At 65.3% G+C, this 22,111-nt stretch carries 22 protein-coding genes and 2 pseudogenes; 6 read left to right on the forward strand and 18 right to left on the reverse strand.

Annotated features, from left to right (window positions below; translation table 11 throughout):
• Window positions 1-35 precede the first annotated feature (35 nt).
• The 9 genes and pseudogenes from V3B46_RS00095 to V3B46_RS00135 all read right to left on the reverse strand — a co-directional run bounded on the left by V3B46_RS00095 (window position 36) and on the right by V3B46_RS00135 (window position 9,151).
• Window positions 36-1,427, reverse strand: coding sequence for a CehA/McbA family metallohydrolase domain-containing protein (locus V3B46_RS00095; RefSeq protein WP_329890744.1), 1,392 nt, complete (start codon window positions 1,425-1,427; stop codon window positions 36-38).
• 78 nt (window positions 1,428-1,505) lie between these two features.
• A complete protein-coding gene (locus V3B46_RS00100) occupies window positions 1,506-4,574 on the reverse strand; it encodes a TonB-dependent receptor (protein WP_329890745.1) in 3,069 nt (1,022 codons plus the stop codon).
• Between the two features lie 113 nt (window positions 4,575-4,687).
• Window positions 4,688-5,737 (reverse strand): FecR family protein, encoded by a 1,050-nt coding sequence (locus V3B46_RS00105; RefSeq protein ID WP_430541830.1) that lies wholly within the window; start codon window positions 5,735-5,737, stop codon window positions 4,688-4,690.
• Window positions 5,734-6,225 carry an RNA polymerase sigma factor gene (locus tag V3B46_RS00110; RefSeq protein ID WP_100472341.1) on the reverse strand — a complete coding sequence of 164 codons (492 nt, stop codon included), beginning with the start codon at window positions 6,223-6,225 and terminating at the stop codon, window positions 5,734-5,736. The genes V3B46_RS00105 and V3B46_RS00110 overlap by 4 nt, the downstream gene beginning before the upstream one ends.
• Before the next feature lie 110 nt (window positions 6,226-6,335).
• Window positions 6,336-6,626: pseudogene (locus tag V3B46_RS00115) on the reverse strand (CHAD domain-containing protein); the annotation flags it as partial.
• A gap of 151 nt (window positions 6,627-6,777) precedes the next feature.
• Window positions 6,778-7,401, reverse strand: a pseudogene (locus V3B46_RS21690) (CHAD domain-containing protein); the annotation flags it as partial.
• Window positions 7,402-7,485: 84 nt separating this feature from the next.
• Window positions 7,486-7,926 (reverse strand): hypothetical protein, encoded by a 441-nt coding sequence (locus tag V3B46_RS00125; protein ID WP_329890747.1) that lies wholly within the window; start codon window positions 7,924-7,926, stop codon window positions 7,486-7,488.
• A 117-nt stretch (window positions 7,927-8,043) separates the two neighbouring features.
• The gene (locus V3B46_RS00130; protein ID WP_329890748.1) at window positions 8,044-8,520 is read right to left on the reverse strand and encodes a nuclear transport factor 2 family protein; all 477 of its coding nucleotides are present in this window, start codon (window positions 8,518-8,520) and stop codon (window positions 8,044-8,046) included.
• Between the two features lie 61 nt (window positions 8,521-8,581).
• On the reverse strand, window positions 8,582-9,151 hold the full coding sequence (locus V3B46_RS00135) for a TetR/AcrR family transcriptional regulator (protein WP_329890749.1): 570 nt from the start codon (window positions 9,149-9,151) through the stop codon (window positions 8,582-8,584).
• A 168-nt stretch (window positions 9,152-9,319) separates the two neighbouring features.
• Between V3B46_RS00135 and V3B46_RS00140 the strand changes: the two genes are divergently transcribed.
• On the forward strand, window positions 9,320-10,273 hold the full coding sequence (locus V3B46_RS00140) for an alpha/beta fold hydrolase (RefSeq protein ID WP_329890750.1): 954 nt from the start codon (window positions 9,320-9,322) through the stop codon (window positions 10,271-10,273).
• Window positions 10,274-10,372: 99 nt separating this feature from the next.
• Here V3B46_RS00140 and V3B46_RS00145 read toward each other — a convergent pair whose 3' ends face one another.
• The 3 genes from V3B46_RS00145 to V3B46_RS00155 are packed head-to-tail and all read right to left on the reverse strand — an operon-like array spanning window position 10,373 to window position 13,073.
• Window positions 10,373-10,903: a cyclophilin-like fold protein gene (locus V3B46_RS00145; RefSeq protein WP_236494442.1), complete on the reverse strand. Its 531-nt coding sequence runs from the start codon at window positions 10,901-10,903 to the stop codon at window positions 10,373-10,375.
• Window positions 10,900-12,108: an MFS transporter gene (locus V3B46_RS00150; protein WP_329891179.1), complete on the reverse strand. Its 1,209-nt coding sequence runs from the start codon at window positions 12,106-12,108 to the stop codon at window positions 10,900-10,902. The genes V3B46_RS00145 and V3B46_RS00150 overlap by 4 nt, the downstream gene beginning before the upstream one ends.
• Window positions 12,109-12,110: 2 nt before the next feature.
• Entirely contained in the window at window positions 12,111-13,073 is a 963-nt protein-coding gene (locus V3B46_RS00155) for an alpha/beta hydrolase (protein ID WP_329890751.1), read from the reverse strand.
• 225 nt (window positions 13,074-13,298) lie between these two features.
• Here V3B46_RS00155 and V3B46_RS00160 point away from each other — a divergent pair, with 225 nt between their 5' ends.
• Window positions 13,299-14,186, forward strand: a complete 888-nt coding sequence (locus V3B46_RS00160) for a LysR family transcriptional regulator (protein WP_100472358.1) — start codon at window positions 13,299-13,301, stop codon at window positions 14,184-14,186.
• Between the two features lie 220 nt (window positions 14,187-14,406).
• Here V3B46_RS00160 and V3B46_RS00165 read toward each other — a convergent pair whose 3' ends face one another.
• Window positions 14,407-17,055, reverse strand: a complete 2,649-nt coding sequence (locus V3B46_RS00165; protein ID WP_329890752.1) for an excinuclease ABC subunit UvrA — start codon at window positions 17,053-17,055, stop codon at window positions 14,407-14,409.
• A 178-nt stretch (window positions 17,056-17,233) separates the two neighbouring features.
• Here V3B46_RS00165 and V3B46_RS00170 point away from each other — a divergent pair, with 178 nt between their 5' ends.
• From V3B46_RS00170 to V3B46_RS00180, 3 genes are all read left to right on the forward strand, one after another.
• Complete coding sequence (locus V3B46_RS00170; RefSeq protein ID WP_154263546.1) at window positions 17,234-17,512, forward strand: hypothetical protein; 279 nt, start codon at window positions 17,234-17,236, stop codon at window positions 17,510-17,512.
• A 126-nt stretch (window positions 17,513-17,638) separates the two neighbouring features.
• Complete coding sequence (locus V3B46_RS00175; protein WP_329890753.1) at window positions 17,639-17,893, forward strand: hypothetical protein; 255 nt, start codon at window positions 17,639-17,641, stop codon at window positions 17,891-17,893.
• Window positions 17,890-18,312 carry a low affinity iron permease family protein gene (locus V3B46_RS00180; protein WP_329890754.1) on the forward strand — a complete coding sequence of 141 codons (423 nt, stop codon included), beginning with the start codon at window positions 17,890-17,892 and terminating at the stop codon, window positions 18,310-18,312. Before V3B46_RS00175 ends, V3B46_RS00180 begins: the two co-directional genes overlap by 4 nt.
• 119 nt (window positions 18,313-18,431) lie before the next feature.
• On the opposite strand, the gene V3B46_RS00185 is transcribed toward V3B46_RS00180, so the two are convergent.
• Complete coding sequence (locus tag V3B46_RS00185; protein ID WP_329890755.1) at window positions 18,432-18,608, reverse strand: DUF3606 domain-containing protein; 177 nt, start codon at window positions 18,606-18,608, stop codon at window positions 18,432-18,434.
• Between the two features lie 250 nt (window positions 18,609-18,858).
• On the opposite strand from V3B46_RS00185, the gene V3B46_RS00190 reads away from it, so the two are divergent.
• Window positions 18,859-19,356, forward strand: coding sequence for a YciE/YciF ferroxidase family protein (locus V3B46_RS00190; RefSeq protein WP_329890756.1), 498 nt, complete (start codon window positions 18,859-18,861; stop codon window positions 19,354-19,356).
• A 39-nt stretch (window positions 19,357-19,395) separates the two neighbouring features.
• Here the strand turns inward: V3B46_RS00190 and V3B46_RS00195 are convergent, their stop codons facing one another.
• The 4 genes from V3B46_RS00195 to V3B46_RS00210 form a co-directional block, all read right to left on the reverse strand.
• Window positions 19,396-20,130 (reverse strand): DNA-formamidopyrimidine glycosylase family protein, encoded by a 735-nt coding sequence (locus V3B46_RS00195; protein WP_329890757.1) that lies wholly within the window; start codon window positions 20,128-20,130, stop codon window positions 19,396-19,398.
• Entirely contained in the window at window positions 20,123-20,884 is a 762-nt protein-coding gene (locus V3B46_RS00200; protein ID WP_329890758.1) for a DUF72 domain-containing protein, read from the reverse strand. The genes V3B46_RS00195 and V3B46_RS00200 overlap by 8 nt, the downstream gene beginning before the upstream one ends.
• A complete protein-coding gene (locus tag V3B46_RS00205) occupies window positions 20,881-21,348 on the reverse strand; it encodes a BLUF domain-containing protein (RefSeq protein ID WP_329891180.1) in 468 nt (155 codons plus the stop codon). The genes V3B46_RS00200 and V3B46_RS00205 overlap by 4 nt, the downstream gene beginning before the upstream one ends.
• Window positions 21,349-21,585: 237 nt before the next feature.
• Complete coding sequence (locus V3B46_RS00210) at window positions 21,586-21,924, reverse strand: hypothetical protein (RefSeq protein ID WP_329890759.1); 339 nt, start codon at window positions 21,922-21,924, stop codon at window positions 21,586-21,588.
• Window positions 21,925-22,111: the final 187 nt, after the last annotated feature.

The raw sequence follows: 22,111 nt of genomic DNA on the forward strand, positions 1-22,111 counted from the left end.
AGACAACGTGCATCACGCCAACAGGCGATACGAGGTCACCGCTGCGGCGGGATGACGCTGCCGGCAATCGTGACGAAGACCGGGTTGGAGTAGAACCACAGATCCTGCCACGGGTCCTCGCCGGGCGCGTCCGCCAGTGCATCAACCGCACCGGTGCTGTTGCCCCGCACCCGCACGAAGCCGCCGCGCGGCAGTGCCGGCAGTGACCCGCGCGCCACGATCCAGTCACCCTCCCGCACCCAGGTTGCCGCGTCGAAGCCGCGCCGTTGCATCTGCAGCCTGCCCTCCCCGTCCCTGCCGCCGATGATCAGCTCGATGCGCTTCAGCGCCGGGGGCTGCCCGTTCGCGTTGGTGCCGGCCGGCTGCCGTACCCGCACCTCCACCTGCATCGTCTGCGCTGGCCGCAGCACCAGCGTATCGCCCATTCCGCCGCTGGAGTCGCCAGCGGTCACGCGCAATTCCAAGGCATCGATCAGGTCACCGGTGACGGTGAACATGCGCCCCTTGCGCAGCGCATCCAGGATGTCTTCCGCATCCGGGCGCGCCCAGGCATAGGTCTTGCTGTACTCACCCGGGTCGTAGTCGCGCCCACCGTCGCGCAGGTTCACATGCGAGTCGGAGTTGGCGGTGATCCAGAAGCGGATGCCATCGGCCAGCATCTGGTCCCACACACCTCCCACCTGCGCGGTCATCTGGTCATAGCCGCCCATGGTGGGGGCGGCCGCATTGCGGTACAGCCCGCGTTCGCTGCGGATCGCCTGGTGCCCGGGCGCACCCTCCATGCCTACCAGCACATTGGGTGCGGCCGCATGCCAGCCGCGCAGCTCGCCCGGGGTCACCTCGCCCCACTGCCCCATCGCCGTCGCGGTGCGCGAGGGATGGTTGATGAACATCAGCGGTGCCGGGCGCAGGCTCCCGAGGTAGGCCAGTGCGGCCTGCATCTGCTGTTCGCTGTCGCGGCTATCGTGCAGCGGTTCGCTGCGACTGAAATCCCGCTCGGCGGTGACCAGTTGCTCCCGTTCCTGCGGGCCCGGCGCGATGATCAGGGAGGCGTGCTCGCCTGCGGGCACGTCGAATTCCATGCCATTGAACTGGAACACCTCGGGAACGTCGGTGCGTGCTTGCAGCAGCGCGGGATATGCCTGGTCGCGGGTGACCGCGGAGTGGCCGGGGCCACCGTGGTCGGTGTGGACCATCCAGCGCAGGCCGAACGCTCTGGCCTGGACGGCGTTGCGGCTGCGGCTGTAGGGCGAGTCACCACCGCGGACCGGGGTGGGCGGCGTGGTGCTGCGGTCCCAGTCCACGCTCCATTCGCTGTGCACGTGGTGGTCGCCGGCCAGCCATTGGCGGCCGCCATCGGCCGGGGTCGTGGCCGACAACGCCGGGGCCGCTGCTGCGAGCAGCGCCAGCATCAGAGGGGTCTTCATGAGTCTTTTCCTGAGAAAGCGCACGGACGACGCACGGACCCTCTCCGGTCCGCACGCCGCCCGTGCGGGAACGCTTGCCTAGAAGTCCGCGCGCAGGCCCAGGCTGATGCGACGGCCAGAGGTCTCATCCATGGTCGGGAAGGACGGATCCATGGTGTAGCCGCTGGTCCGCTCGTTGGTGAGGTTGATGCCCTTCAGGCTGATCTTGATGTTGTCGGTGATGCGGTAACCGATCGATACGTCCATCTGGCCATAGGCATCGCGCCAGATCGGGTACAGGTTGTAGCCGATCGATTCGACGTACTCGTCCTTGTGGTTGTAGGACACGCGCGCGTCGAAACGTTCATTCTCGTAGTACGCGGTGAAGTTCCAGGTCTTCTCCGACAACCCCGGCATCGGGGTGCGGATGCCCAGGTCGGACTCGCCGGCCAGCGAGCTGTCCAGCATCGTGTAGTTGGCGTTGATGCCGAACCCGTCCAGCCACGGCGTGAACATGTTCAGCGGCAGCTGCGCCACCAGTTCGATGCCGTCGACCTCGTAGGCACCCTTGGCATTGACCGGCTGGTACACGTCGAAATCGTAGATGCCATTGAGGCTGCCGTTGGCGTTGTACACCGCCACATCTTGGACCACGCCGGTCAGCGAGTTGATCACCACGCCGTCGATGTTCTTGCGGAAGTAGCTGGCGGCGAACAGCGCACCGTTGTCCAGGTACTTCTCCAGGCCGATTTCCCACTGCTTGGCGTAGGTCGGCTTCAGTTCGGGATTGCCGTCGGTGAAACGGTAGGAACTCCAGCTGGCGGTGCGCTTGTAGGCGATGTCGGTCAGCGCCGGGCGCATCATTACCTTGGACGCGGCCGCACGCAGCAGCAGGCCATGCGCGAGCTCAGCGGTCATGTTGAAGCTGGGCAGCAGATCGTCGTAGCTGCCATCCTTGGACACCGGCGTATCGGTGTAGCCGGTGCTGCCATTGGGCAGCTGGATCGGGTGGTAGCCGAACGAATCGACCTTCGTATCCACGTAGCGTGCGCCGGCGTTGACAGTGAAAGGCACGCTGCCGATATCGAAGGCGAAGTCGGCCATCGCGTAGAAGCTCATCACCTTCTCATCGACCTGGTAGAACTGGCCCGGGTCGAACGGGGTCTGGAAGCCCGCGTAACGGAATGCGCTGCGGGCGTAGTCGTTGGAGATCTGCTGCCAGGCCAGCCCCTTGTTGGAGTAGCTGCCGCCGGGGACGATGTCGTCGATGTACTGCAGCGGGCTGTCGGCCATCGTGCGGGTGTTGACCCAGGCCGCGCTGCCAGCGCTCGGCCCGGTGATCTTCAGTTCGCCATACTGGCGCTCCTTGGAACGGTCGGTGTAGCGCGCGCCGAACCGGACCGTGTGCAGCGCGGGCAGGAAGGCCATGTCCAGCAGGCGGGTGACATTGACCTGGGCGGCGTACTTGTCATCCTTCACCTTCTCCAGCGTGGTCTCGTAGGCCTCGAACAGATAGCGGCGCGGATCGTTGTACATGTCGAAGCTGCCGGCGGCGCCGGTGGAAAGGGTTTCACCACTGGCGCCGGTCCAGCGGGTACGCGACGGCGCATAGGCCACATGCTTGAGGTTGGAGAAATCCGAAGTCTTCTCCGCGCCCGAATACCCTACCAGCGCATCCACGTACCAGCGGTCACCCTTCCAGTCCATGGCCAGGCTGTACTGGCTGTAGTCGGTCTTGTTGATCCGCTCCTTGCTCAGCATCTCGTGCTGGGTGGCGGTGTAGGACACATCACGCAGCACCACCATGCCGTACTCGGACAGGGTGCTGGCGTCGTACGAATGGATGGTGTCGAAGGTGCTGCGGCTGGAGGCGGAATAGGCGGCCGCGTCGTACTCATCCTCGGTGCTGTCATAGCCACCGACCATCGCGTCGAAGGTCAGGTTGAAATTGTTGCTCGGCTTGTACTGCAGCGATCCAGTCGCGCCCCACTTGTCCTGCTCGTTGAGGTAGACGCGGTCGCCGACCTTGTCCTGGAACACGACCCGGTTGGTCTGCTCGGCATCATTGCGGTTGGTGATGTTGACGCCTGCGTCGCGGCGCAGCACCGACTGCGCCTGGGTGCCGCGGGTACCCGAAGCCGTGAGGAAGCGTGACGACGGGCGGAAGTTGATGCCCGAAGTGGAGTCGGTCCGGTTGGTGCGCTTGGACTGCGAGTACGACACCAGAGCGCCCCAGTCCCCCCACGTGTCGGCGGCGAGGAAGGCAAAGCGCGGGTCCACTTCCTCCGAGATGCTGTTGTGCGCGCCCTCGGCGGAGAACACCAGCTTGCGTTCGTTGTAGTCGAACGGGCGCGCGGTGGAAATCTTCACCGAGCCGGCAATGCCCCCCTCCTCGTCCGCGGCCGTGGGCGACTTCTGCACGGTCACCTGCTGGATGATCTCCGAGGCGAACATGTCGAATTCCACGTCGCGCCCGCCGCTGCCCGACGCGGTGGCCAGGTCGTTGATCGAAACGTGGGTGTACTCCGAAGGCAGGCCGCGCACATTGACCTTGGTGCCCAGGCCCTTGTTGCGTTCGATGGTCACGCCCGGCATGCGCTGCAGCGCTTCTGCGAGATTCTGTTCGGGAAAGTCGGCCACGTCGGTGGCAACGATCGAGTCAGAGAAGCCCACGGTGGCGCGCTTGATGTCCACCGCCTGCTCCAGGCTGCGGCTGTAGCTGCCGGTGACCTGGATGGTTTCCAGGTTGGCCGCCTGCGCGCTGGGCGCCGCCGCCCCTGCCTGCGCCGATGCCGCGACCGCGCCGCCCACGGGGCCTGGCGTTGCCAGCGCCGAGGTGGATGCCGGTGCAGCCGCATCCTGCGCTTCGATGGTGACGGTGGTGGCGTTGAGATAGCGGTAGCGCAGGCCGGTCCCGGCCAGCAGGCGGCTGAGCGCCGCGTCCGCGCTCAGCCCGGCCGGTACGCCCGCGGTACGCGGATTGCCGGCAGTCTGCGCGTTGTAGACGAACTGCAGGCCGGTCTGGCGCGACAGCGCGTTGAGCGCCCCATCCAGTGGCTGCGAGGCGATCGCCTCGCTGGCGATGCGGGCCGGTTCTGCGGCGTGGGCGCCGGCCGTGGCGGTGACCTGCAGTGCAAGGGCGATGGAAAGGAACAGTGTGCGGCGCATCGTGGGATCCAGTGAGGGAATGGCGGTGGTCGCGGAACGGATGTGTTCCTGCTTTCCCCAACTACGAGGGCGCAGCGCGCTGATCGGGCACCGCTTTTTCGATGAATTTTTTCTTACAGCGCCGGAGGCGGCCCGGCACGCAGCCGCACGTGGATCCCGTCCGCATCGGCCTGCGTGACCAGCGTCGGCTGCTGGTCAAGAAACGCTCGCAGCGATGCCACGTCATCGGCGCGCAGGTTGCCGGTCAGGCGCAGCGCGCCGGCGTCGTCGCTGACATGCAGGCGCAGCGCGTTGCGCCGGTTGAAGCGGTCGGCCACGTCGCGCAGCGCCTCGTCGCGGAAGATCACCCGGCCCGACCACCACGCAGTCATGCTGGCGGCGTCCTCATCGCGGATGCGCACGCGCTGGTCACGGTAATCGACCTGCGCGGCCTGCCCGGCGCCAAGGTCGGCGAGCATGCGGCCGCGACCACCATCGCCACGCACATGCACGCGGCCCTCGCTCACCCCGATGCGCGCCTGCTCGCGCAGCAGCGAGACATCGAACGTGGTGCCGATATCGGTGACCTGCAGGCCTGCGGCGTGCACCGCGAAGGGGCGCCGGTCCTTGGCCACGGCGAAGCTGGCCTGGCCACGTTCGAGCTCGACGCGCCGCCCCAGCAGGGTCATGCGCACCGATATCTCGCTTTCCGCATCCAGGCGCACGACGGTGCTGTCGGACAGGGTGATCTGGCGTGGCGTGCCATGTGCGGCCACGTAGTGCCCGGTGCGCGGCCAGGCAACGGTGGTGCCCACCCCGACGGCCAGCATCAGCACCGCCGCCACCGCGATGCGGGGCAGCCCGCGTACCGGCCGCGCCGCGCGTTCCCGGGCTGCAACGGCGGGCCGTGGCGACAACCGCACTACATTGTCGACGTCGTTGCGGGTTGGCGCAGGCGCGCTCAACAGCGCGTCCAGGTCATCGGGCATGCCGCGCAGCGTCTCGGCCAGTGCCCCGGCCACCTCGCTGATGGCCATGTACTCACGCAGATGGTCGGGGGACACCAGCAGCCACTGCATGAAAGCGCGCTGCTGCGATGGGCTGAGGTCACCTTCGCGCTGCAGCGCATGCCAGTGCGCGGCGGCCCGGGTCAGCGCCGACGGGTGTTCAATGGCCACGCTCACGACCTCCCCGCCGGTTCGGCCATCGCCCGGCGGCATACCGACAGCCCGCGTACCACGTGCTTCTTCACCATGTGCGGTGAAACACCCATGCGTTCGGCGATCTGCTTGTAGCTCAATCCATCGCGGTACTGCATGACCAGCACCGCCCGGGTGTGCTCGGGAAGGGTTCCCAGTGCCGCCTGCAGGCGTTGACGGCGCTGTTCGCGTTCGGCGGCATCTTCCACGCATTCCCCGCTGGCCAGGCTTTGGCCCGGGCCTTCGATCTCTTCGATGGACAGCGTCGACCAGCGCCGGCGCGCGGCCTGCTCGCGGGCCAGATTCTGCGCGACAGTGAACAGGTACGCTTCCGGGTTGGCGATCGGCTCGCCCTTGCCTTCATGCGCACGCAGCAGGCGCAGATAGGTTTCCTGCACCAGGTCCTCGGCATCCTGACGCGCGCCGCGCCGCACGAAAAAGCCGCGCAGCAGCGGCGCGTGGTCCTCGAACATGCGCGCCAGGCGCCGTCTTGCCTGCTCGGCCACCTGCGTCGCCTTTACCCCCTGAAGTGCGCCGCAAGGTAAGCGTGCCGTATGACGCGTTCATGACGGCCGCCTCGCCGTCAGGCGCCGGTCCCTGCGTCGGCGTCGACGGGCAGCGGGTGGCGCGCTGCGTCGATCAGCTGCAGCACCACCGCTTTGCCGCTGCAGGCGGGCATCGCCCGCACCAGATTGCGCAGGAGCCGCAGATCCTGCATGTCGCCCAGTCGATCGCTGAGCTGATGCAGCGATCGGGCGGCCTTGCCGTGTTCCGGCCCTTCGCGGGAGCGTCCAGGGCGCAGTTTCATGTCCTTGAGCAGCTCCAGCTGCATGCGCAGCCGCCGCGCGCGCCGGCGCCAGCGGTGGACGCCTTCGACGTCGTGGGTACCGCCATGGGGCGCGCGGGTTGCGGCCTTGGGGGGCGGCGGGGGGGGGGGGGGGGGCCCGCGGGGGGGGGCCGCCCGGGGGCGCGCGGGTTGCGGCCTTGCGGACCCGGCGCCGGGTCCGCTCCAGCCCGGCGCGGACGTCCCGACGGCGCAGTGCGTGCCAGGGCTGGTCCTGCAGCTGCCGGGCGACGCGCCGGAGCGTCATGGCCCTGCGCTGCAGCCCGGGATCCCGCCGCAGCAGCTGCTCGAGAATGCGGGCACGCCTGGCCGCGAGCACATCGATCACCGCTGCCCAGCCCGGTGCCGGATGAAGCTGCTGCAGCCGCTGCGCCGCTTCCACCACGACATGCGCATCGCGTGCACCGGACAGGCTGACGCCCAGGCGGCGCAGCGTGGCATCCAGGTCCTGCAGATCGAACGCTGGATTGCGCACCAGCGCCAGCAGCGAACGCAGTTTCCTGATGTGCTTGCGGGCGGAATGGATCGCGGCATGCGGATCGGCGAGCAGCGAAAGCTGCTGGAGTGCCTCCTGGCACTCACGCTGCGCGCGCTTGCTGATGATCGGCCCTGCACCGACGGCTGGCATGGGGTTGTCCATCGCATGGGTGGGGTCGAGTGTACCCGCCGGTCGCGAACAGACCAACGACGAGTCCTTGGGGTGTGTGGATGTGCTGCATCGCCGTATCACCACCGTCGCAATGGGTGACGGACGGAGCCACCTCTGCCGGACAACCGATACAGTGATCGGCATCGTCCGGCGCATCTGCGCCAGAGCGGCAACGGCACCCACGAGGCCTGGGTAGCATCGCGTGCCAGCGGAAACAGCTGCGAATGACGATGGTGCAGTTCAGCGCGCAGTTGGGCGCGATTCGGCCCGGAGGTAAGCGAGCACCAAAGCCGCAACGGGTATCGCCAGCAATGCCGCTGCCAACGCGGGATCAGGAAGCACGAACGCCGTGTAGAAGACATCCGCGCAATCGAGGCTGGCCAGCATCAGCGAGAAGCCTACAAAGCCCACGCAAATGTAGAAAAGCCAGACCTCGTAAACCCCAACGGGACACAGCAGGCGAATGACTCGCAGCACCAGTGGCAGCGCAAAGACGACAAACGCCATGATCATTACATCATCATCGCCGCCCGAGCTTAAAAGCTCTTTGCAGAAGAATGGGCCGGGTGCTGCAAAGCCACCGGGCGACCACTTCTGCCAGATCCAAGGGGTAGATGCCAGCAAGGCAAGAAGCATCATATAGACAAGCAACAGTCCTGCACGCAGGTTTCGTTGGGTCAAGCTGTATACCTCTCACGACGGGCACTTCTTTATGGTGATCCTGCCAGGAACCCCCTGAATGATGCCGACCGCTTCATCCTGGCCGAGGCGAACTTCCGGTGGCGCCACTGCGGTCGCTCACATGCCCAGGTCAGACAGCCCCGGATGATCATCCGGCCGACGCCCCAGTGGCCAGTGGAACCTGCGATCGCTTTCCTTGATCGGCATGTCGTTGATGCACGAAAAGCGGCGCTGCATCAGGCCATCGGCGCCGAATTCCCAGTTCTCGTTTCCATAGGAGCGGAACCAGTTGCCGGAGTCGTCATGCCACTCATAGGCGTAGCGCACGGCAATACGGTTGTCGGTGGAGGCCCATAGCTCCTTGATCAGGCGGTACTCAAGCTCCTTTTTCCACTTGCGGGCCAGGAACTGCCGGGCTTCCTCGCGCCCATGGGTGAACTCGGCACGGTTGCGCCACTCGGTGTCCAGCGAATAGGCCAGCGAAACCTTGTCGGCATCGCGGGAGTTCCAGCCATCCTCGGCAAGGCGCACTTTCTCGATGGCCGATTCACGGGTGAACGGGGGAAGTGGCGGGCGGGGTGCTTCAGTGGACACGGTGGGACCTCCAATCAAGTGGATGAACGGGGTGCTTTGATGGGTTTTGATGACTCAGGCGTCAGCGCCTGGCCTGCTCCAACAACACCGCTGCAACATCCCTTGCAGTGTCTGCGGCGTTGTAGTCGCCCATCACGCGCGAGACGGTGATGGCGCCTTCCATGAGAAGCAGCAGCTGCCGCGCCAGTGCTTCGGGCTGCTGGATATCCAGTTGCGCGGTGAGTTCCAGCGTGTAATCCAGCAGCTTCTGCTTGTGATGTTTTGCGATGTGGCGGATCGGATCGTCGGGGTCGCCGACCTCGCCTGCGGTGTTGATGAAGGCGCAGCCGCGATAGCCCTCGGACTGGAACCAGTCCTTGAGCACGGTGAACATGCCGAGGATGCGCGCCTCCGGGGTGTCGGCCTTGTCGCACTCCTGCTGGAACCACTGAAGCCATCGAACGTCGCGTGCGCTCAATGCCGCAGCGGCAACCTGGTCCTTGTTTTCGAAGTGGCGGTAGATGCTCTTCCGGGCAACGCCGGAGGTCTTCACCAGTAGGTCCATGCCGGTGGCGTGGATTCCGTTCTGGTAGATCAGCGCCTCGGCCGTGGCCAGGATCTTCTGCGCGGTGTCGGTGCCGGTCTTGTGCATGACGGCAAGGTAGAACGCACGTTCTACCTTGTCAACGGGCAATGAGCGGCGGTTTGTGTGCGCACAACCGTGCAAGACGCTATATCAAGAAATCCGGACAGTTCATCACCCAGGCGCCTGATTGCAGGCGCAAAGTACGCCTCACCACTCACCCATGAGAGTTCCCGCATGAACACCTTCGCCCGTACCCTGGCCGTTGCCACCCTCGCCCTCTCGGTCCAGGCCGGCCTGTCCGCGCAGGCCGCCGAACCGGCCAAGCCGGCGGCAGTCACCAGCATCGCGCGCACCGCCAGCTACATCACCACCGCCGATGGCGTGCAGCTCTACTACAAGGACTGGGGCCCGAAGGACGGCCCGGTCGTTACCTTCAGCCACGGCTGGCCGTTGAACTCGAACAGCTGGGAATCGCAGATGATCTTCCTGGCCAACCACGGTTACCGCGTCATTGCCCATGATCGTCGCGGCCACGGCCGTTCCAGCCAACCGTGGGAAGGCAACGACATGGATCACTACGCCGATGATCTGGCTACGGTGATCAACACGCTGGACCTGCACGATGTCATCCTGGTGGGCTTCTCCACCGGTGGTGGCGAGGTGGCGCGCTACATCGGCCGCCATGGCACCGGCCGGGTGAAGAAGGCGGTGCTGATCAGCTCGGTGCCGCCGCTCATGCTGAAGACCGCCGACAACCCCAACGGCCTGCCGATTGAAGTGTTCGATGGCATCCGCAAGGCCCAGATGGACAACCGTGCGCAGCTCTACAAGGACATCCCGTCGGGACCGTTCTACGGCTTCAACCGCCCGGGCGCGAAGGTCTCGCAGGGTCTGATCGATGCATGGTGGGCGCAGGGCATGCAGGGCGGCCACAAGAACACCTACGATTCGATCGCCGCCTTCTCGGCCACCGACTTCCGCGCCGACCTGAAGAAGTTCGACGTGCCCACCCTGGTCATCCACGGTGATGACGACCAGATCGTGCCGATCGACATCTCCGGCCGCCAGTCGGCGAAGCTGATCAAGGGCGCCAGGCTGATTGTGTACCCGGGTGCCCCGCATGGCCTGACCGACACCCACAAGGACAAGGTCAACCAGGATCTGCTGACATTCCTGCAGGAAAAGTGAGCAACAGGGGCTCCGGCACCGCGCCGGAGCCCGTCCCGGGCCGCAGAGTGTCATTACGGCGCCCTGCCCTGGTGTGCTTCCGCTCTCGGCCAGGAGCGGTCATTGCGAAAAAGTCACCTGTACACTGCCTTGACCGAGCTCCTGACCCAGGCCAACAGGATCATCCACGCGCGCCAGCGGGGTGTAGGCGTAAGACGAGCGGAAGGTTCTGTAGAAGACGACGACCGTACTCGATCCATAGAGCATGAGGTCGCCGCTGTGGATCGTCCCGGGGCGACTGGCATCGGCCGGAAGCGCTTGCGAGAGTTCAGCGTGCTTTTCGTTGCCGTTGAGCTCGGCCATGTCCAGCGTTAATGGGCATCGCGTGGCGAAAGTCCTTGCGGTTTCGTTGTCGGCCAAGGTGATGGCGAAGCGGCGTTCGCCGATGGTCATCCACATTCGGGACTCCTCCTGCCTGGTGGATGCCGTAACGGCATCCTGGGCGACGGCTACGGACGCCTCTGGCTGGCTGGCCTTGCACCCACCCATGACCGACAGGCCGAGCACTACGCCAAGCGCGCGCAGAGCCTTCTTCTCCGACGGTCCAAGGGTGGGGCGAGAGTAATTCGAGGTCATGGTCGTGCCGCTCATGCAACGCCCCGCGGCGCTTGTGAGCGCGATGCCAGCAGGGTCAGGAAGGCACCCAAAAAGAGGACGGCTGCACTCACCACGAAGGTGCCTTGATAGCCGCTGCCGTCGAACAGCATCCCGCCAATGGTGGAGCCCAAGGCAATCGCCAACTGGATCACCGCTACCATCAATCCACCGCCGGCTTCGGCATCCCCCGGCAAGGCCTGCGCGATCCAGCTCCACCAGCCCACTGGCGCCGCCGTAGCGAGCAGGCCCCACATTGCCAGGAGGGCGGCCGAGGTGCCGAGCCCGGTGCCGAAGGGGATCAGGGCCAGGGCGATGGCCGCCATCAGGACGGGAATGACAATCAGGGTTCGATACAGACCTTGTTTGAGGAATGTCCCGATGATTGCGGTGCCGATGACGCCGGCCACACCAATCCCGAGCAGGATGAGCGACAGCGTGGATACGTTCACGCGCACCACTGTTTCCAGGAACGGTCGCACATAAGTGAACAAGGCGAACTGCCCCAGGAAGAACGCACCACAGGCAGCCATGCCCAATGCGACCGATCGGCGCTTGAACAGACGGAACACGTTCGCCGGCTTGCTTGCCGGCTCCACGTCCATGTCTGGCACGCTGATCCACTGCCAGACGAGCGCCATCGCCGCCACCGGCACCAGGCAGAAGAAGGCCCCGCGCCAGCCGATGACCGAACCCAGGTAGCTGCCCAAGGGCGCGGCAATGACCGTGGCCAGGGCGTTGCCGCCATTGAAGATGGCCAATGCGCGCGGCACCTGGTCCGGCGGCACCAGGCGCATCGCGGTGGCCGCCGACATCGACCAGAAGCCGCCGATCACCACGCCGATCAGCGCACGCCCGGCCATATAGACAAAATAGTTCGTCGCCAGCGCGACCACGGTGCCCGACAAGGCCATCAGGCCGGTCAGTGCCAGCAGCACGGTCTTGCGGTTCTTGCTGCCGGCCAGCGCGGAGATGGACAGGCTCGTGAGCACGGCGAACGCCCCGGAAATGGCAATGCCGTAACCCGCCCAACCTTCGCTGACGCGAAGGTCGGCGGCCATCGGCGTCAGTAGGCTCACGGGCATGAACTCGGACGCGATCAGCGCGAACACGCACAGGGTCATGGCGAAGACCCCGCCCCAATGTGCAGGTTGCGCCGCCCCCCCGCCTTGGCCGACGACCGCCGGCATATCCACCGGCATGCTCATTTCGCCGCCAGGTTCTGATTGAAGAAGTCCGCCATCCTGTCGAACGGAATCTTGTCCATCTGGTCGTACAGGTCGACGTGGTTGGCGCCCGGTACGATCACCAGTTCCTTCGGCTGCGCCGCAGCGGCGTACGCGGTTTCGCTGAAGTAGCGGGAGTGGGCGTTCTCACCGTGGATGAACAGGATCGGGCGCGGCGAGATTTCCTTGATGTAGGTCAGGATCGGCATGTTCATGAAGGACAGCGGCGTCGTGATCGTCCAGGCGTTGCCGGAATTGACCGAGCGTGCGTGATACCCGCGCTTCGTGCGGTAGTAGTCGTGGTACTCGACCAGGAACTGCGCCTCGCCGCCCTTCAGTTCGTTGTAGGGTGGCTGGTAGGCGGGCTTGCCGGCCTCCGTATCCTTCCACCGCTGCCGACTCAGTTGCTCCAGCGTCTGCGTGCGCTGCTCCGGCGTCACGCGGTCGTTGTAGCCCTTGGACATGACGCGCGTCATGTCGTACATGGTGCTGGCCACGACGGCCTTGACCCGCTTGTCAACGGCGGTGGCATTCAAGGCCATTCCGCCCCAGCCGCAGATGCCGATGATGCCGATGCGCTCGCGATCGACGTTGGGTTGCAGGCCGAGGAAATCGACGGCGGCGCTGAAATCCTCGGTATTGATGTCTGGCGAGGCGACATTGCGCGGCTCGCCACCGCTTTCGCCTGTATAGGACGGGTCGAACGCCAGAGTGACGAAACCGCGCTCGGCCATCGTTTGCGCATACAGGCCGGACGACTGTTCCTTCACCGCGCCGAACGGGCCGCCGACGGCGATCGCCGCCAATTTGCCACTGGCATTTTTCGGCCGATACAGGTCGGCCGCCAAGGTGATGCCATAGCGGTTCTTGAACATCACCTTGCGGTGATCGACCTTGTCGCTTTTCGGGAACACCTTGTCCCAGGTCTGCGTCAGTGTCATGGCATATCCTCCTGATGTCGGGGCGTCCTGGGCGCTGCCAGCGACAGGCACCAGGGCCAATAGCAGCGCGGCGGACAGAGCAAGGGCTTTCATATGGCTCTCCTGGGGGTCGGGCGACCACCATTGCCGGTGCAGTCTGGTCCCAGGACGCTTCTGCGACTAGGTACTAACTAGTGAATGCGTCTATTAGTGCTTCTAATTGATGTGCATGGCACACTGGGCCCCATGGCCAGGAGCAACCTCAACGATCTGCTTGCATTCATCGCGGTAGCGCGCGAGGGCAGCTTCACGCGCGCAGCCGCCCAATTGGGAGTCACCCAATCGGCGGTCAGCCAGGCGGTCAGCGGCTTGGAGGCGCGGATGCAGATCCGCCTGCTCACCCGAACCACGCGCAGCGTGGCGCCGACACCTGCCGGCGAGCGCCTGATGCGGGCCATCGGGCATCGCTTCGACGAGATCGAAGCCGAACTCGACGCCATCACCGAACTGCGGGATAAGCCTGCCGGAACGGTGCGCATCACCAGCGGCGACCACGTGCTGCGCACGACGCTGTTGCCCAAGCTCACGCCGTTGATGCACCAGTACCCTGACATCCATATCGAGTTCGACGTCTCCTATGGCCTGCGGGACATCGTGGCGGATCGTTTCGACGCTGGCGTGCGGATGGGCGAAGAGATCGACAGGGACATGATCGCCGTGCCCATCGGGCCGCAGTTGCGCATGGCGGCAGTGGCTTCACCTGCGTACTGGGAAAAGCATCCGCCGCCGAAGGCGCCGCGTGATCTGGTCGGCCATCGCTGCATCAACATCCGGTTCCCGACCCATGGCGGCCTTTACGTTTGGGAATTCGAGCGAGCCGGGCGAGAGCAGAACGTGCGCGTCGAAGGGCAAGTCATCTTCAATGCCAGTCACCATATCGTTGCTGCGGCGCTGGAGGGCCTGGGTGTCGCCTTCCTGCCCGAAGATGAGTTCGCGCCCCACATCGAAACGGGCGAACTGGTGCGGGTGCTGGCACGCTGGTGTCCGCCATTTCCCGGATACCACCTGTATTACCCCAGCCGACGGCAGTCATCGCCAGCATTCCGGTTGGTGGTCGATGCGCTGCGCGTCTAGGCCTGCCCAGGATCGATCGGGGGCTCCAGCACTCTTGGCCGGGTTGTCTGGCGCCGGCACCTCTGACTTCGGCCAGCCGCGGACACTCTCGGTCAAGTCGAGATCTGGAAGCGCGGCCTCGATGTTGTCCTTCCGGTGCCATGGCTGGACTGGAGTTCGCAGCACCCGCTACCTGGGAGGCTCGATGCGGCGGAAATCGACAGCCGAGCATGGCTCGGCGCTACGCGGAAGCCAGCTCCCGCGCCAGGAACGGCGCCGTCCTGCTGCCCTTGGCCCGAGCCACCTGTTGCGGCGTGCCCTTCGCCACGATGGTGCCCCCTGCCCCGCCTGCGCCAGGCCCGACATCAATTACCCAGTCCGCCTGCGCAACCGCGCGCATGTCATGCTCGATCATCACCACCGTATTGCCCGCGTCCACCAGCCGCTGCAGCTGCACCAGCAGCCTGTCCGCGTCCGACGCATGCAGGCCGGTGGTGGGCTCGTCCAGCACGTACAGCGTGCGCCCGCGCTGGCTGCGCTGCAGCTCTGTGGCCAGCTTGATGCGCTGCGCTTCTCCGCCTGAAAGTTCCGTGGCCGGCTGGCCCAGCCTCAGATAGCCCAGGCCGATCTCCTGCAGCAACTGCAGCGGCCGGGCGATGGCCTCTTCCTCGCTGAAGAACGCATGCGCCTGGTCCACCGTCATCTGCAGGACCTCGGCGATGTTGCGGCCGTTCCACTGCACCTTCAGCGTGGCGTCGTTGTAACGCGCACCGTGGCAGGTGGGGCACGGCGCGTAGACGCTGGGCATGAACAGCAGTTCGACGCTGACGAAACCCTCACCTTCGCAGGTCTCGCACCGGCCCTTGGCCACGTTGAACGAGAAGCGCCCCGCATCGAAACGGCGGCGGCGCGCGGCGGGTGTCGCGGCGAACAGCTTGCGCACGTGATCGAACAAGCCGGTGTAGGTGGCCAGGTTGGAGCGTGGCGTGCGTCCGATGGGCTTCTGGTCGACCTGCACCACCCGCTGGATGGCGTCTACATCGCCGGCCAAGGTGCCCCGCGTCGTTTCAATCACGGTTGGCCCGTCAGAGGGTGCGCTGTCGGCACTGTCGTCCGCGGGCTCATGCCCGAGGTGCAGCAGCAACAGCTCGGGCAGCGCCTGCGCCATCAGACTGGACTTGCCCGAACCGGAAATGCCGGTCACTGCGGTCAACAGCCCCAATGGCACCTGTGCGTCCACGCCCCGCAGGTTGTGGCGGTGGATGCCCTTCAGTTCCAGCCAGCTGCTGGCGTTGCGCTGCCGGCTGGCGGGTGCGGGCACCTGGTCGAACAGGTACTGCGCCGTGCGCGACCCCTGGATCTGGCGCAGGCCGTCGGGCTCGCCACTGTAAAGGACCTGGCCACCGTGCTCGCCCGCCTCTGGCCCAACATCCACCAGCCACTGCGCGCGGCGCATCAGCTCCAGATCGTGTTCAACAACGAACACCGAGTTTCCGCCGTCGCGCAGGCGCTCCAGCGCGTCGTACAGCGCCTGGCTGTCGGCCGGATGCAGGCCGGCCGAGGGTTCGTCGAGAACGTACAGCACGCCAAACAGCAAGGAGCTGAGCTGCGTGGCCAGCCGCAGGCGCTGAAGTTCGCCGGCCGACAGCGTGGGCGTGGCGCGATCCAGCGAGAGGTACCCCAGGCCCAGGTCACGCAATTGCCGTACACGGGCCATGACCCCGCCTGCCAGTCGTTGTGCTGCCAGGCGCTTCTCTTCCGACAGGGCGGAGGTCAGGCGCACGTCGGGGGCAGCCTCGTGGGTCGCCTGGCCACTCGCGGCCCGACGGGCGCGATCGCGGGGTGTCGCGCGCCTGCTGGTACGCGCGCCGGTGCTGTGGGCACTGAAGTCGCCTTGCGCGATGGGCCCCAGCAGCGCCGCCAGTTGATCCAGCGGCAGCCGCATGAACTCGCCGATATCCACGCCGGCAAAGGTGACCGAAAGCGCCTCCGGCTTCAGGCGTTTTCCGTGGCAGGCCGGGCACAACCGGCCTTCCATGTAGCGCGAAACGCGCTTGCGCATCAGCGCGCTCTGGGTGTTGGCAAAGGTGTGCAGCACGTAACGCCGCGCGCCGGTATAGGTGCCCATGTAGCTGGGCTCCTGCTTGCGTTTCAGCGCGGCACGGGTCTCGGCGGGCGTGAACCCGGCATAGACGGGCACGCTGGGCGCTTCCTCGGTGAACAGGATCCAGTCCCGGTCCTTCTTCGGCAGCTTCTTCCACGGCACGTCGATGTCGTAGCCCAGCGTGACCAGGATGTCGCGCAGGTTCTGGCCATGCCAGGCCGGCGGCCAGGAGGCGATGGCGCGCTCGCGGATGCTCAGCGAGGGGTCCGGAACCATCAGCGCTTCGGTCACTTCGTAGACATGCCCCAGGCCATGGCAGGTGCTGCAGGCGCCCTGCGGCGTGTTGGGTGAGAAGTCCTCGGCATACAGCATGGGTTGGTTGGCCGGGTACGCCCCCGCACGCGAGTACATCATGCGCACCAGGCTGGACAGCGTGGTCACGCTGCCCACTGACGAACGCGCATTGCTGGCCCCGCGCTGCTGCTGCAGGGCCACTGCCGGCGGCAGGCCATCGATGGCGTCCACGTCCGGCACGCCCGCCTGATCGATCAGGCGGCGTGCATAGGGCGCAACGGACTCGAAGTAACGCCGCTGCGCTTCAGCGAAGACGGTACCGAAAGCCAACGATGACTTGCCGGACCCTGATACGCCGGAGAACACCACCAGTGCATTGCGCGGGATGGAGACATCGACATTCTTGAGGTTGTGCTCGCGTGCGCCACGCACCTCGACGCAACCGCTGGCGGCGGCAGCGCATGACGATTCACCAAAGGGGGTGTTGGACATCTCAGCGTTCCTGCAGTCGGTGGGCGCGACGTGCATGGGCACGCCGATGCGACATTCTCGCCGCTGCGGGGTGAATGGTGTGAGGGCGCCGGAGGCGGAATGCTGCCTTCACGTCCCCTTCCTACGCCGTTGCCCGGCCAAGGGCTAGCGTGAGCAATCTGGACGATGGGAGGCAATCATGCACCCCGATGTACTTGGCTGGGTCGCCACGGCGGTCCTGATGGCGACGTTGATCCGGCAGATGGTGAAACAGTGGCAGTCGCCGAACCCGGAGGCGGTATCGAAATGGCTGTTCGTGGGCCAGATGACCGCGTCCGCGCTGTTTACGGTGTACAGCGCGATGCTGGGCAGCACCGTCTTCGTGGTGACCAACGCGATGTTGCTGTTGACGGCGGTGGTTGGCCAGGTGATGGCCTGGCGCCGTCGCGGCCGACCCCGTACACCCCCGCCCTGCTGATTGTTAACGCGCTTTGCCTGAAGGCTTGACGCCACGTTGCTCCGCTCTTGATGGGACCGCTCACGATGCAGTTCCTATGCTGGGCCCCGCCACCTGAGCCGTGGCACCCAACCTGGAGACCGCACCATGCAACGTGATCAGAAAGACCTTCCCCACCCGGACCCGGAAGCGCAGAACCCCGATCCTGTCAGTCCAATACAGGCGAAGCTGCACAACCACCGCAATCATGACGAGGCGCTGCAGGAGACCTTCCCCGCCAGTGACCCGATCTCTCCCTTTGTTGCTGCACCAACACCGGAAGAGCAGGCCAAGCGTCTTGAGAAGCGGGTCAGGCTGCCGGACCGCCGCACGGATAAGGAGGCCGCGGGAGGTGATCAATGATCCGGCGCAGTTTTGCGCGTATTGCGGCCACAACGGCACGTATGTCGGGCAGCCTGGGCGCATTCGTCACGGCGCTGGGGGTGATCATCACCTGGGCCGCCTGCGGGCCGGCCTTCCACTTCAATGATACGTGGCAGCTGGTGGTCAATACGGGAACGACCATCGTGACCTTCCTGATGGTGTTTCTGATCCAGCATACACAGAACGCCGATACGGCCGCGCTGCACATCAAACTGGATGAACTGATCCGGGTCAGCAAGGACGCCAACCAGGAGCTGTTGAACCTGGAATCGATGGAGCCCGCTCACCTTGAAGAGATACGCCAGCGTTACGAGGCGCTGGCGAAGACCGCTGCAGACATCAAGTGCAAGAAAGAGCGTTGCATGCCCTGCGATGCGGATGCAGCCGCCGAAGCCTGAAAAGCGCCGCAACGGCGGCAGCCCCGCCTCAGGATGTCCTGGTGCAAGGCACTGCCTGGCAGAGCTTTGCAGCACTGTTCCGACGGAGGCCATCGACCTGGGGCGCAGACAGCCCCAGGCTACTTTCGCAGGTGCTTCCGCACAGCGACGGTTGTGGGCCCGACCGCCGCGACTGCGGCACGAAGTTCTTCCGCGGACACACCCAACGTCGTGGTCCAGTACCGCAGCTCATAGTCTTCGTCGACGTTGATACGGTCCCGGTCCGGACTGCCGGTATTCTTCTTGTCATCGCTCATGGGAGTCTCCAAGTGTGGCCCGCATGGTCGTGGCGGTAACGGTCACTGCATGGGCGCGAAGCGATGCCATCGTGAAGCCATGGCGAAGGTCTGGCTGCATTCAGATGCGGGCACGCAGTGACAGGCACAGCTTCGTGAAGACGGCGCGCAGGGTCAGCGTTGGCGCTCACATGTCACCTTCACCCGCCGCCCGCCAGGTCACAACCGGGCAGTGCCTACTCTGAGCGCTCCACTCACCACGGAGTCCACTATGGCTATCAAGACGGCGGAAGACCTGTTCATCCACGAACTCTCGGACATCTACAGCGCCGAGAAGCAACTGACCAAGGCCCTCCCACGCCTGGCCCGTGCGGCCGAGAACCCGGATCTGGCGGCGGCTTTCGAAACGCACCTGGAAGAAACCCAAGGCCAGATCGAGCGCATCGACCAGGTAGTGGAGGTGCTTGGCATCCGCCTGAAGCGCATCAAGTGCGCGGCGATGGAAGGTCTGGTAGAGGAAGGCAAGGAAGTGATCGACAGCATCGACAAGGGCGCTGTGCGCGATGCCGCCCTGATCGGTGGCGCACAGAAGGTCGAGCACTACGAGATTGCGTCCTACGGCACCATCGCCGCGCTGGCCAAACAGCTGGGCTACAAGGATGCCCTCCCCTTGCTGCTGGAGACGCTGGAGGAAGAGAAGGCGACCGATGAAAAACTGACCCTGCTGGCCAAGGGTGGCGGCAATGCCAAGGCGGCGCAGGCTGCCTGAGCCACGTCGCTGGCATACCGGCCGCCAAGGAAGGCGGCCTCAGGGCTCGTACAGCACCTGGTCGTTCGGGCAGAAGAAGGTGCGCCGCCGAGTGGTCCCCATGTAAAGCTTGCTGACCGGCCCGCTGCACGACGGGCAGATCCTGCGTGTGTGTACCTGCCAATGCTTTTTCAACTCGAAGCGGCGCTTCCACTCCAGGAAATCGAAGCTGTAGGCGCGTGCCTGCGCGATCAAGGCGGTGAGCTTGCGTGGCGGCAGGTTACCCAGGCGGGTGGCCGGATGCACGCCTATGCGGAACAGCACCTCGTTCTTGATGATGTTGCCCACGCCGGCGAAGACGGTCTGATCCAGAAGCGCGTCGCAGACCAGGACATCCGGCATTGCCTTCAGCTTGCGCCGGGCCAGCTTCGGATCCCAGGCATCGTTCATCACGTCCGCGCGCCAGTCGTAGACGTCGTCCAGTGGCTCGCCGATGAGCTTTACGGAACAGGCATAGAAGTTCAGTTCCCCATTGTCGAACTCCAGGGACACCCGCGCCGGGGTTGGCTTCCGTTCGTCGATGCGCCAGCTGCCGAACATCATCAGATGGATGCGCAGGGTCTGGTGGCTGAACTCCAACAGAAAGTGCTTGCCCCAGCTGCGAACCGCTTTCACCCTGCGCCCTTGAAGTGGCGACAGATCGATCCTGCTGTTCCCTGAAACGGTGCGGACGACGTGTCCTTTGAAATGCCTCGCAGCCTCGCGCATCAGTACGATGGATGGTCCCTCAGGCATGCTCGCCCTCCTGCAGCAGGGTCTGCAGGCGAAGGGCGTTGCTGGTGGCGTGGCCCAGCGCGGTATTGTCCAGTACGACCCAGACTGATCGCTGCGTATCCGATTCGAGCTGCAGCGCCCGCGCCAAGCCTGCCAAGGCCTGTTCGCTGTAGGCGCTTCGATAGATCTGCGGCTGGCCGTGCCAGCGCCAATAGCTCCACGTGCGGTCCCCGCCGGGAATCGCTGCCGAGGGCGCCCGTGCCGGGTCCGCTGCAACCCGTGCGACACGATGTTTGCTCAGCAGGGCGTCCACTTCCGTAGTGAACCAACTGGGATGGCGCGGCTCACAGGCCACATCGACCTCGGTACGTGCACGCAGGCCCTGCAGGAAGCCCTCCGCCGTCGCCGGGTCGTATGGCAGGTTGGGGGGCAACTGGAGCAACAGCGGCCCCAACCTGTCACCCAGTGCCAGCACGCCATCGAGGAACCGCTGCAGCGGCGGCATTGCATCGCGAAGCCGATGTTCATGGCTGATCGAGCGCGGCATCTTCACTGCGAAGCGGAAATGGTCCGGCACGCTCGCAGCCCACCGTGCATAGGTGCTGGGCAGGTGTGGACGGTAGAACGAGGAGTTGATCTCGACCATGGGCAGGCGGGTGGCGTAGCGTTGAAGAACACTGTTGCCCTGCCCAAAGGCTCCCTGCGCCGACCGGGACAGCGACCAGCCGGCGCAACCGATGCGTACCGTCCCAGGCGGCGACGGAGCTGTGTTCATCGTGCCACCCAGCCGTCAGGTTCCAGAGCGCTGCTGGCAACACCTTCCACATTTGACTGCGTCACCGACAGCAGGCGATCGAGTGCGCTGCTACTTGATGCCAGCGCCGATGCGCTGCGCACGAAGCCTGTCCAGTCGGAGATGGCGATCTTTCCCAGGACCAGTTCATCCACCCGTACGCAGCACATCCGCCAGTGCGGGAACTGCCGCCGGCCCACCCTCCCCCGGTTGAGTTCGACCACGCCGCTGTGGCTGGTAGATGCCAGGATCCGCTTGTAAGCGCCGTTGACCCCAGCCTCGGGACCTTCGAGGTACTGCAGGAAACGGGTGCCATCAAACAACAGCGTACCGGTGACATCGGCGGATTCATTGAACAGCACCGCGTCCATCACAAGCTGCTGCAGCCGTTCCGCAGTCAGGCTGTTGGACGCTTCACTTACATAGGCAATTGCGCGAAGAGGCATGACACCACCGGTTGTTGCAGACAGCTCTACCTTAGCGACGCGGATCGTACGGGCGGTGAGACCAGTGTGGAGGTTGCGTTGAGCCGTGGCGTGGCCGCTGCGCATCGCGTCTACACGCAACGTGCGCTTCGGATGTGCGCACGCGTGCCAGCACGTGGCAGGCATCGGCCGCGACGGCGGCCGGGATGGGCTGACGGTGGCAATCAGGCCGGAATGCCGTATCGGCCCAGGTCGCACTCAGGCGGTCATCGAGCTGGAGAGTGCCGCGCCCGGGAAACTCTTGAGCCTGGCCGGGTCCCGGTCCGGTTCCGCCGACATCAGCGCCTGCACCACGCGATGCTGGACGCGATGCCCACTCTCCTCCATGCCCACGATATACAGAAACTGGCCATCAAACTTCGCCTGTGCTCCCTCCATGGCGATGTCGGCCTGAAGGGCTCGCTTCACTGACTTCATCCACGCCCGTTCGGGTGTCCGGTCAAGCTCTACCACAACCGCGGTGCCACCGCAGTCCAGGGACATGTTCTCGACACGCAGCACGCGTGGCGAAGCAGGATCGGTTCCAGGTCGATGCATCGCAGAAGCTCCACTGTCGAAGATGGCGGCAATAATCCATGGCCGCTGCCAAAATGCCGTCAAGGAACAGCGGACTCTTTCCACGCCACCTCGACAGCACTGGCGACGCCATCGCAGCTTCGCACCGGCCTGACATTCCACACTCGCAGCGTTGATGGAGCACAGCACACACTGCAGTTCCCGAGGC

It is taken from the genome of Stenotrophomonas sp. SMYL11 (assembly GCF_036320005.1).
Taxonomy (GTDB): Bacteria; Pseudomonadota; Gammaproteobacteria; order Xanthomonadales; family Xanthomonadaceae; genus Stenotrophomonas; species Stenotrophomonas maltophilia_A.

Bases quoted from the DNA above. Each gene is read 5' to 3' on its own strand.
- V3B46_RS00095 (WP_329890744.1), bottom strand. From the start codon at position 1,427: ATGAAGACCCCTCTGATGCTGGCGCTGCTCGCAGCAGCGGCCCCGGCG.
- V3B46_RS00100 (WP_329890745.1), bottom strand. From the start codon at position 4,574: ATGCGCCGCACACTGTTCCTTTCCATCGCCCTTGCACTGCAGGTCACC.
- V3B46_RS00110 (WP_100472341.1), bottom strand. From the start codon at position 6,225: ATGTTCGAGGACCACGCGCCGCTGCTGCGCGGCTTTTTCGTGCGGCGC.
- V3B46_RS00135 (WP_329890749.1), bottom strand. From the start codon at position 9,151: ATGCACAAGACCGGCACCGACACCGCGCAGAAGATCCTGGCCACGGCC.
- V3B46_RS00140 (WP_329890750.1), top strand. From the start codon at position 9,320: ATGAACACCTTCGCCCGTACCCTGGCCGTTGCCACCCTCGCCCTCTCG.
- V3B46_RS00145 (WP_236494442.1), bottom strand. From the start codon at position 10,903: ATGAGCGGCACGACCATGACCTCGAATTACTCTCGCCCCACCCTTGGA.
- V3B46_RS00150 (WP_329891179.1), bottom strand. From the start codon at position 12,108: ATGCCGGTGGATATGCCGGCGGTCGTCGGCCAAGGCGGGGGGGCGGCG.
- V3B46_RS00155 (WP_329890751.1), bottom strand. From the start codon at position 13,073: ATGACACTGACGCAGACCTGGGACAAGGTGTTCCCGAAAAGCGACAAG.
- V3B46_RS00160 (WP_100472358.1), top strand. From the start codon at position 13,299: ATGGCCAGGAGCAACCTCAACGATCTGCTTGCATTCATCGCGGTAGCG.
- V3B46_RS00165 (WP_329890752.1), bottom strand. From the start codon at position 17,055: ATGTCCAACACCCCCTTTGGTGAATCGTCATGCGCTGCCGCCGCCAGC.
- V3B46_RS00170 (WP_154263546.1), top strand. From the start codon at position 17,234: ATGCACCCCGATGTACTTGGCTGGGTCGCCACGGCGGTCCTGATGGCG.
- V3B46_RS00175 (WP_329890753.1), top strand. From the start codon at position 17,639: ATGCAACGTGATCAGAAAGACCTTCCCCACCCGGACCCGGAAGCGCAG.
- V3B46_RS00180 (WP_329890754.1), top strand. From the start codon at position 17,890: ATGATCCGGCGCAGTTTTGCGCGTATTGCGGCCACAACGGCACGTATG.
- V3B46_RS00185 (WP_329890755.1), bottom strand. From the start codon at position 18,608: ATGAGCGATGACAAGAAGAATACCGGCAGTCCGGACCGGGACCGTATC.
- V3B46_RS00190 (WP_329890756.1), top strand. From the start codon at position 18,859: ATGGCTATCAAGACGGCGGAAGACCTGTTCATCCACGAACTCTCGGAC.
- V3B46_RS00195 (WP_329890757.1), bottom strand. From the start codon at position 20,130: ATGCCTGAGGGACCATCCATCGTACTGATGCGCGAGGCTGCGAGGCAT.
- V3B46_RS00200 (WP_329890758.1), bottom strand. From the start codon at position 20,884: ATGAACACAGCTCCGTCGCCGCCTGGGACGGTACGCATCGGTTGCGCC.
- V3B46_RS00205 (WP_329891180.1), bottom strand. From the start codon at position 21,348: ATGCCTCTTCGCGCAATTGCCTATGTAAGTGAAGCGTCCAACAGCCTG.
- V3B46_RS00210 (WP_329890759.1), bottom strand. From the start codon at position 21,924: ATGCATCGACCTGGAACCGATCCTGCTTCGCCACGCGTGCTGCGTGTC.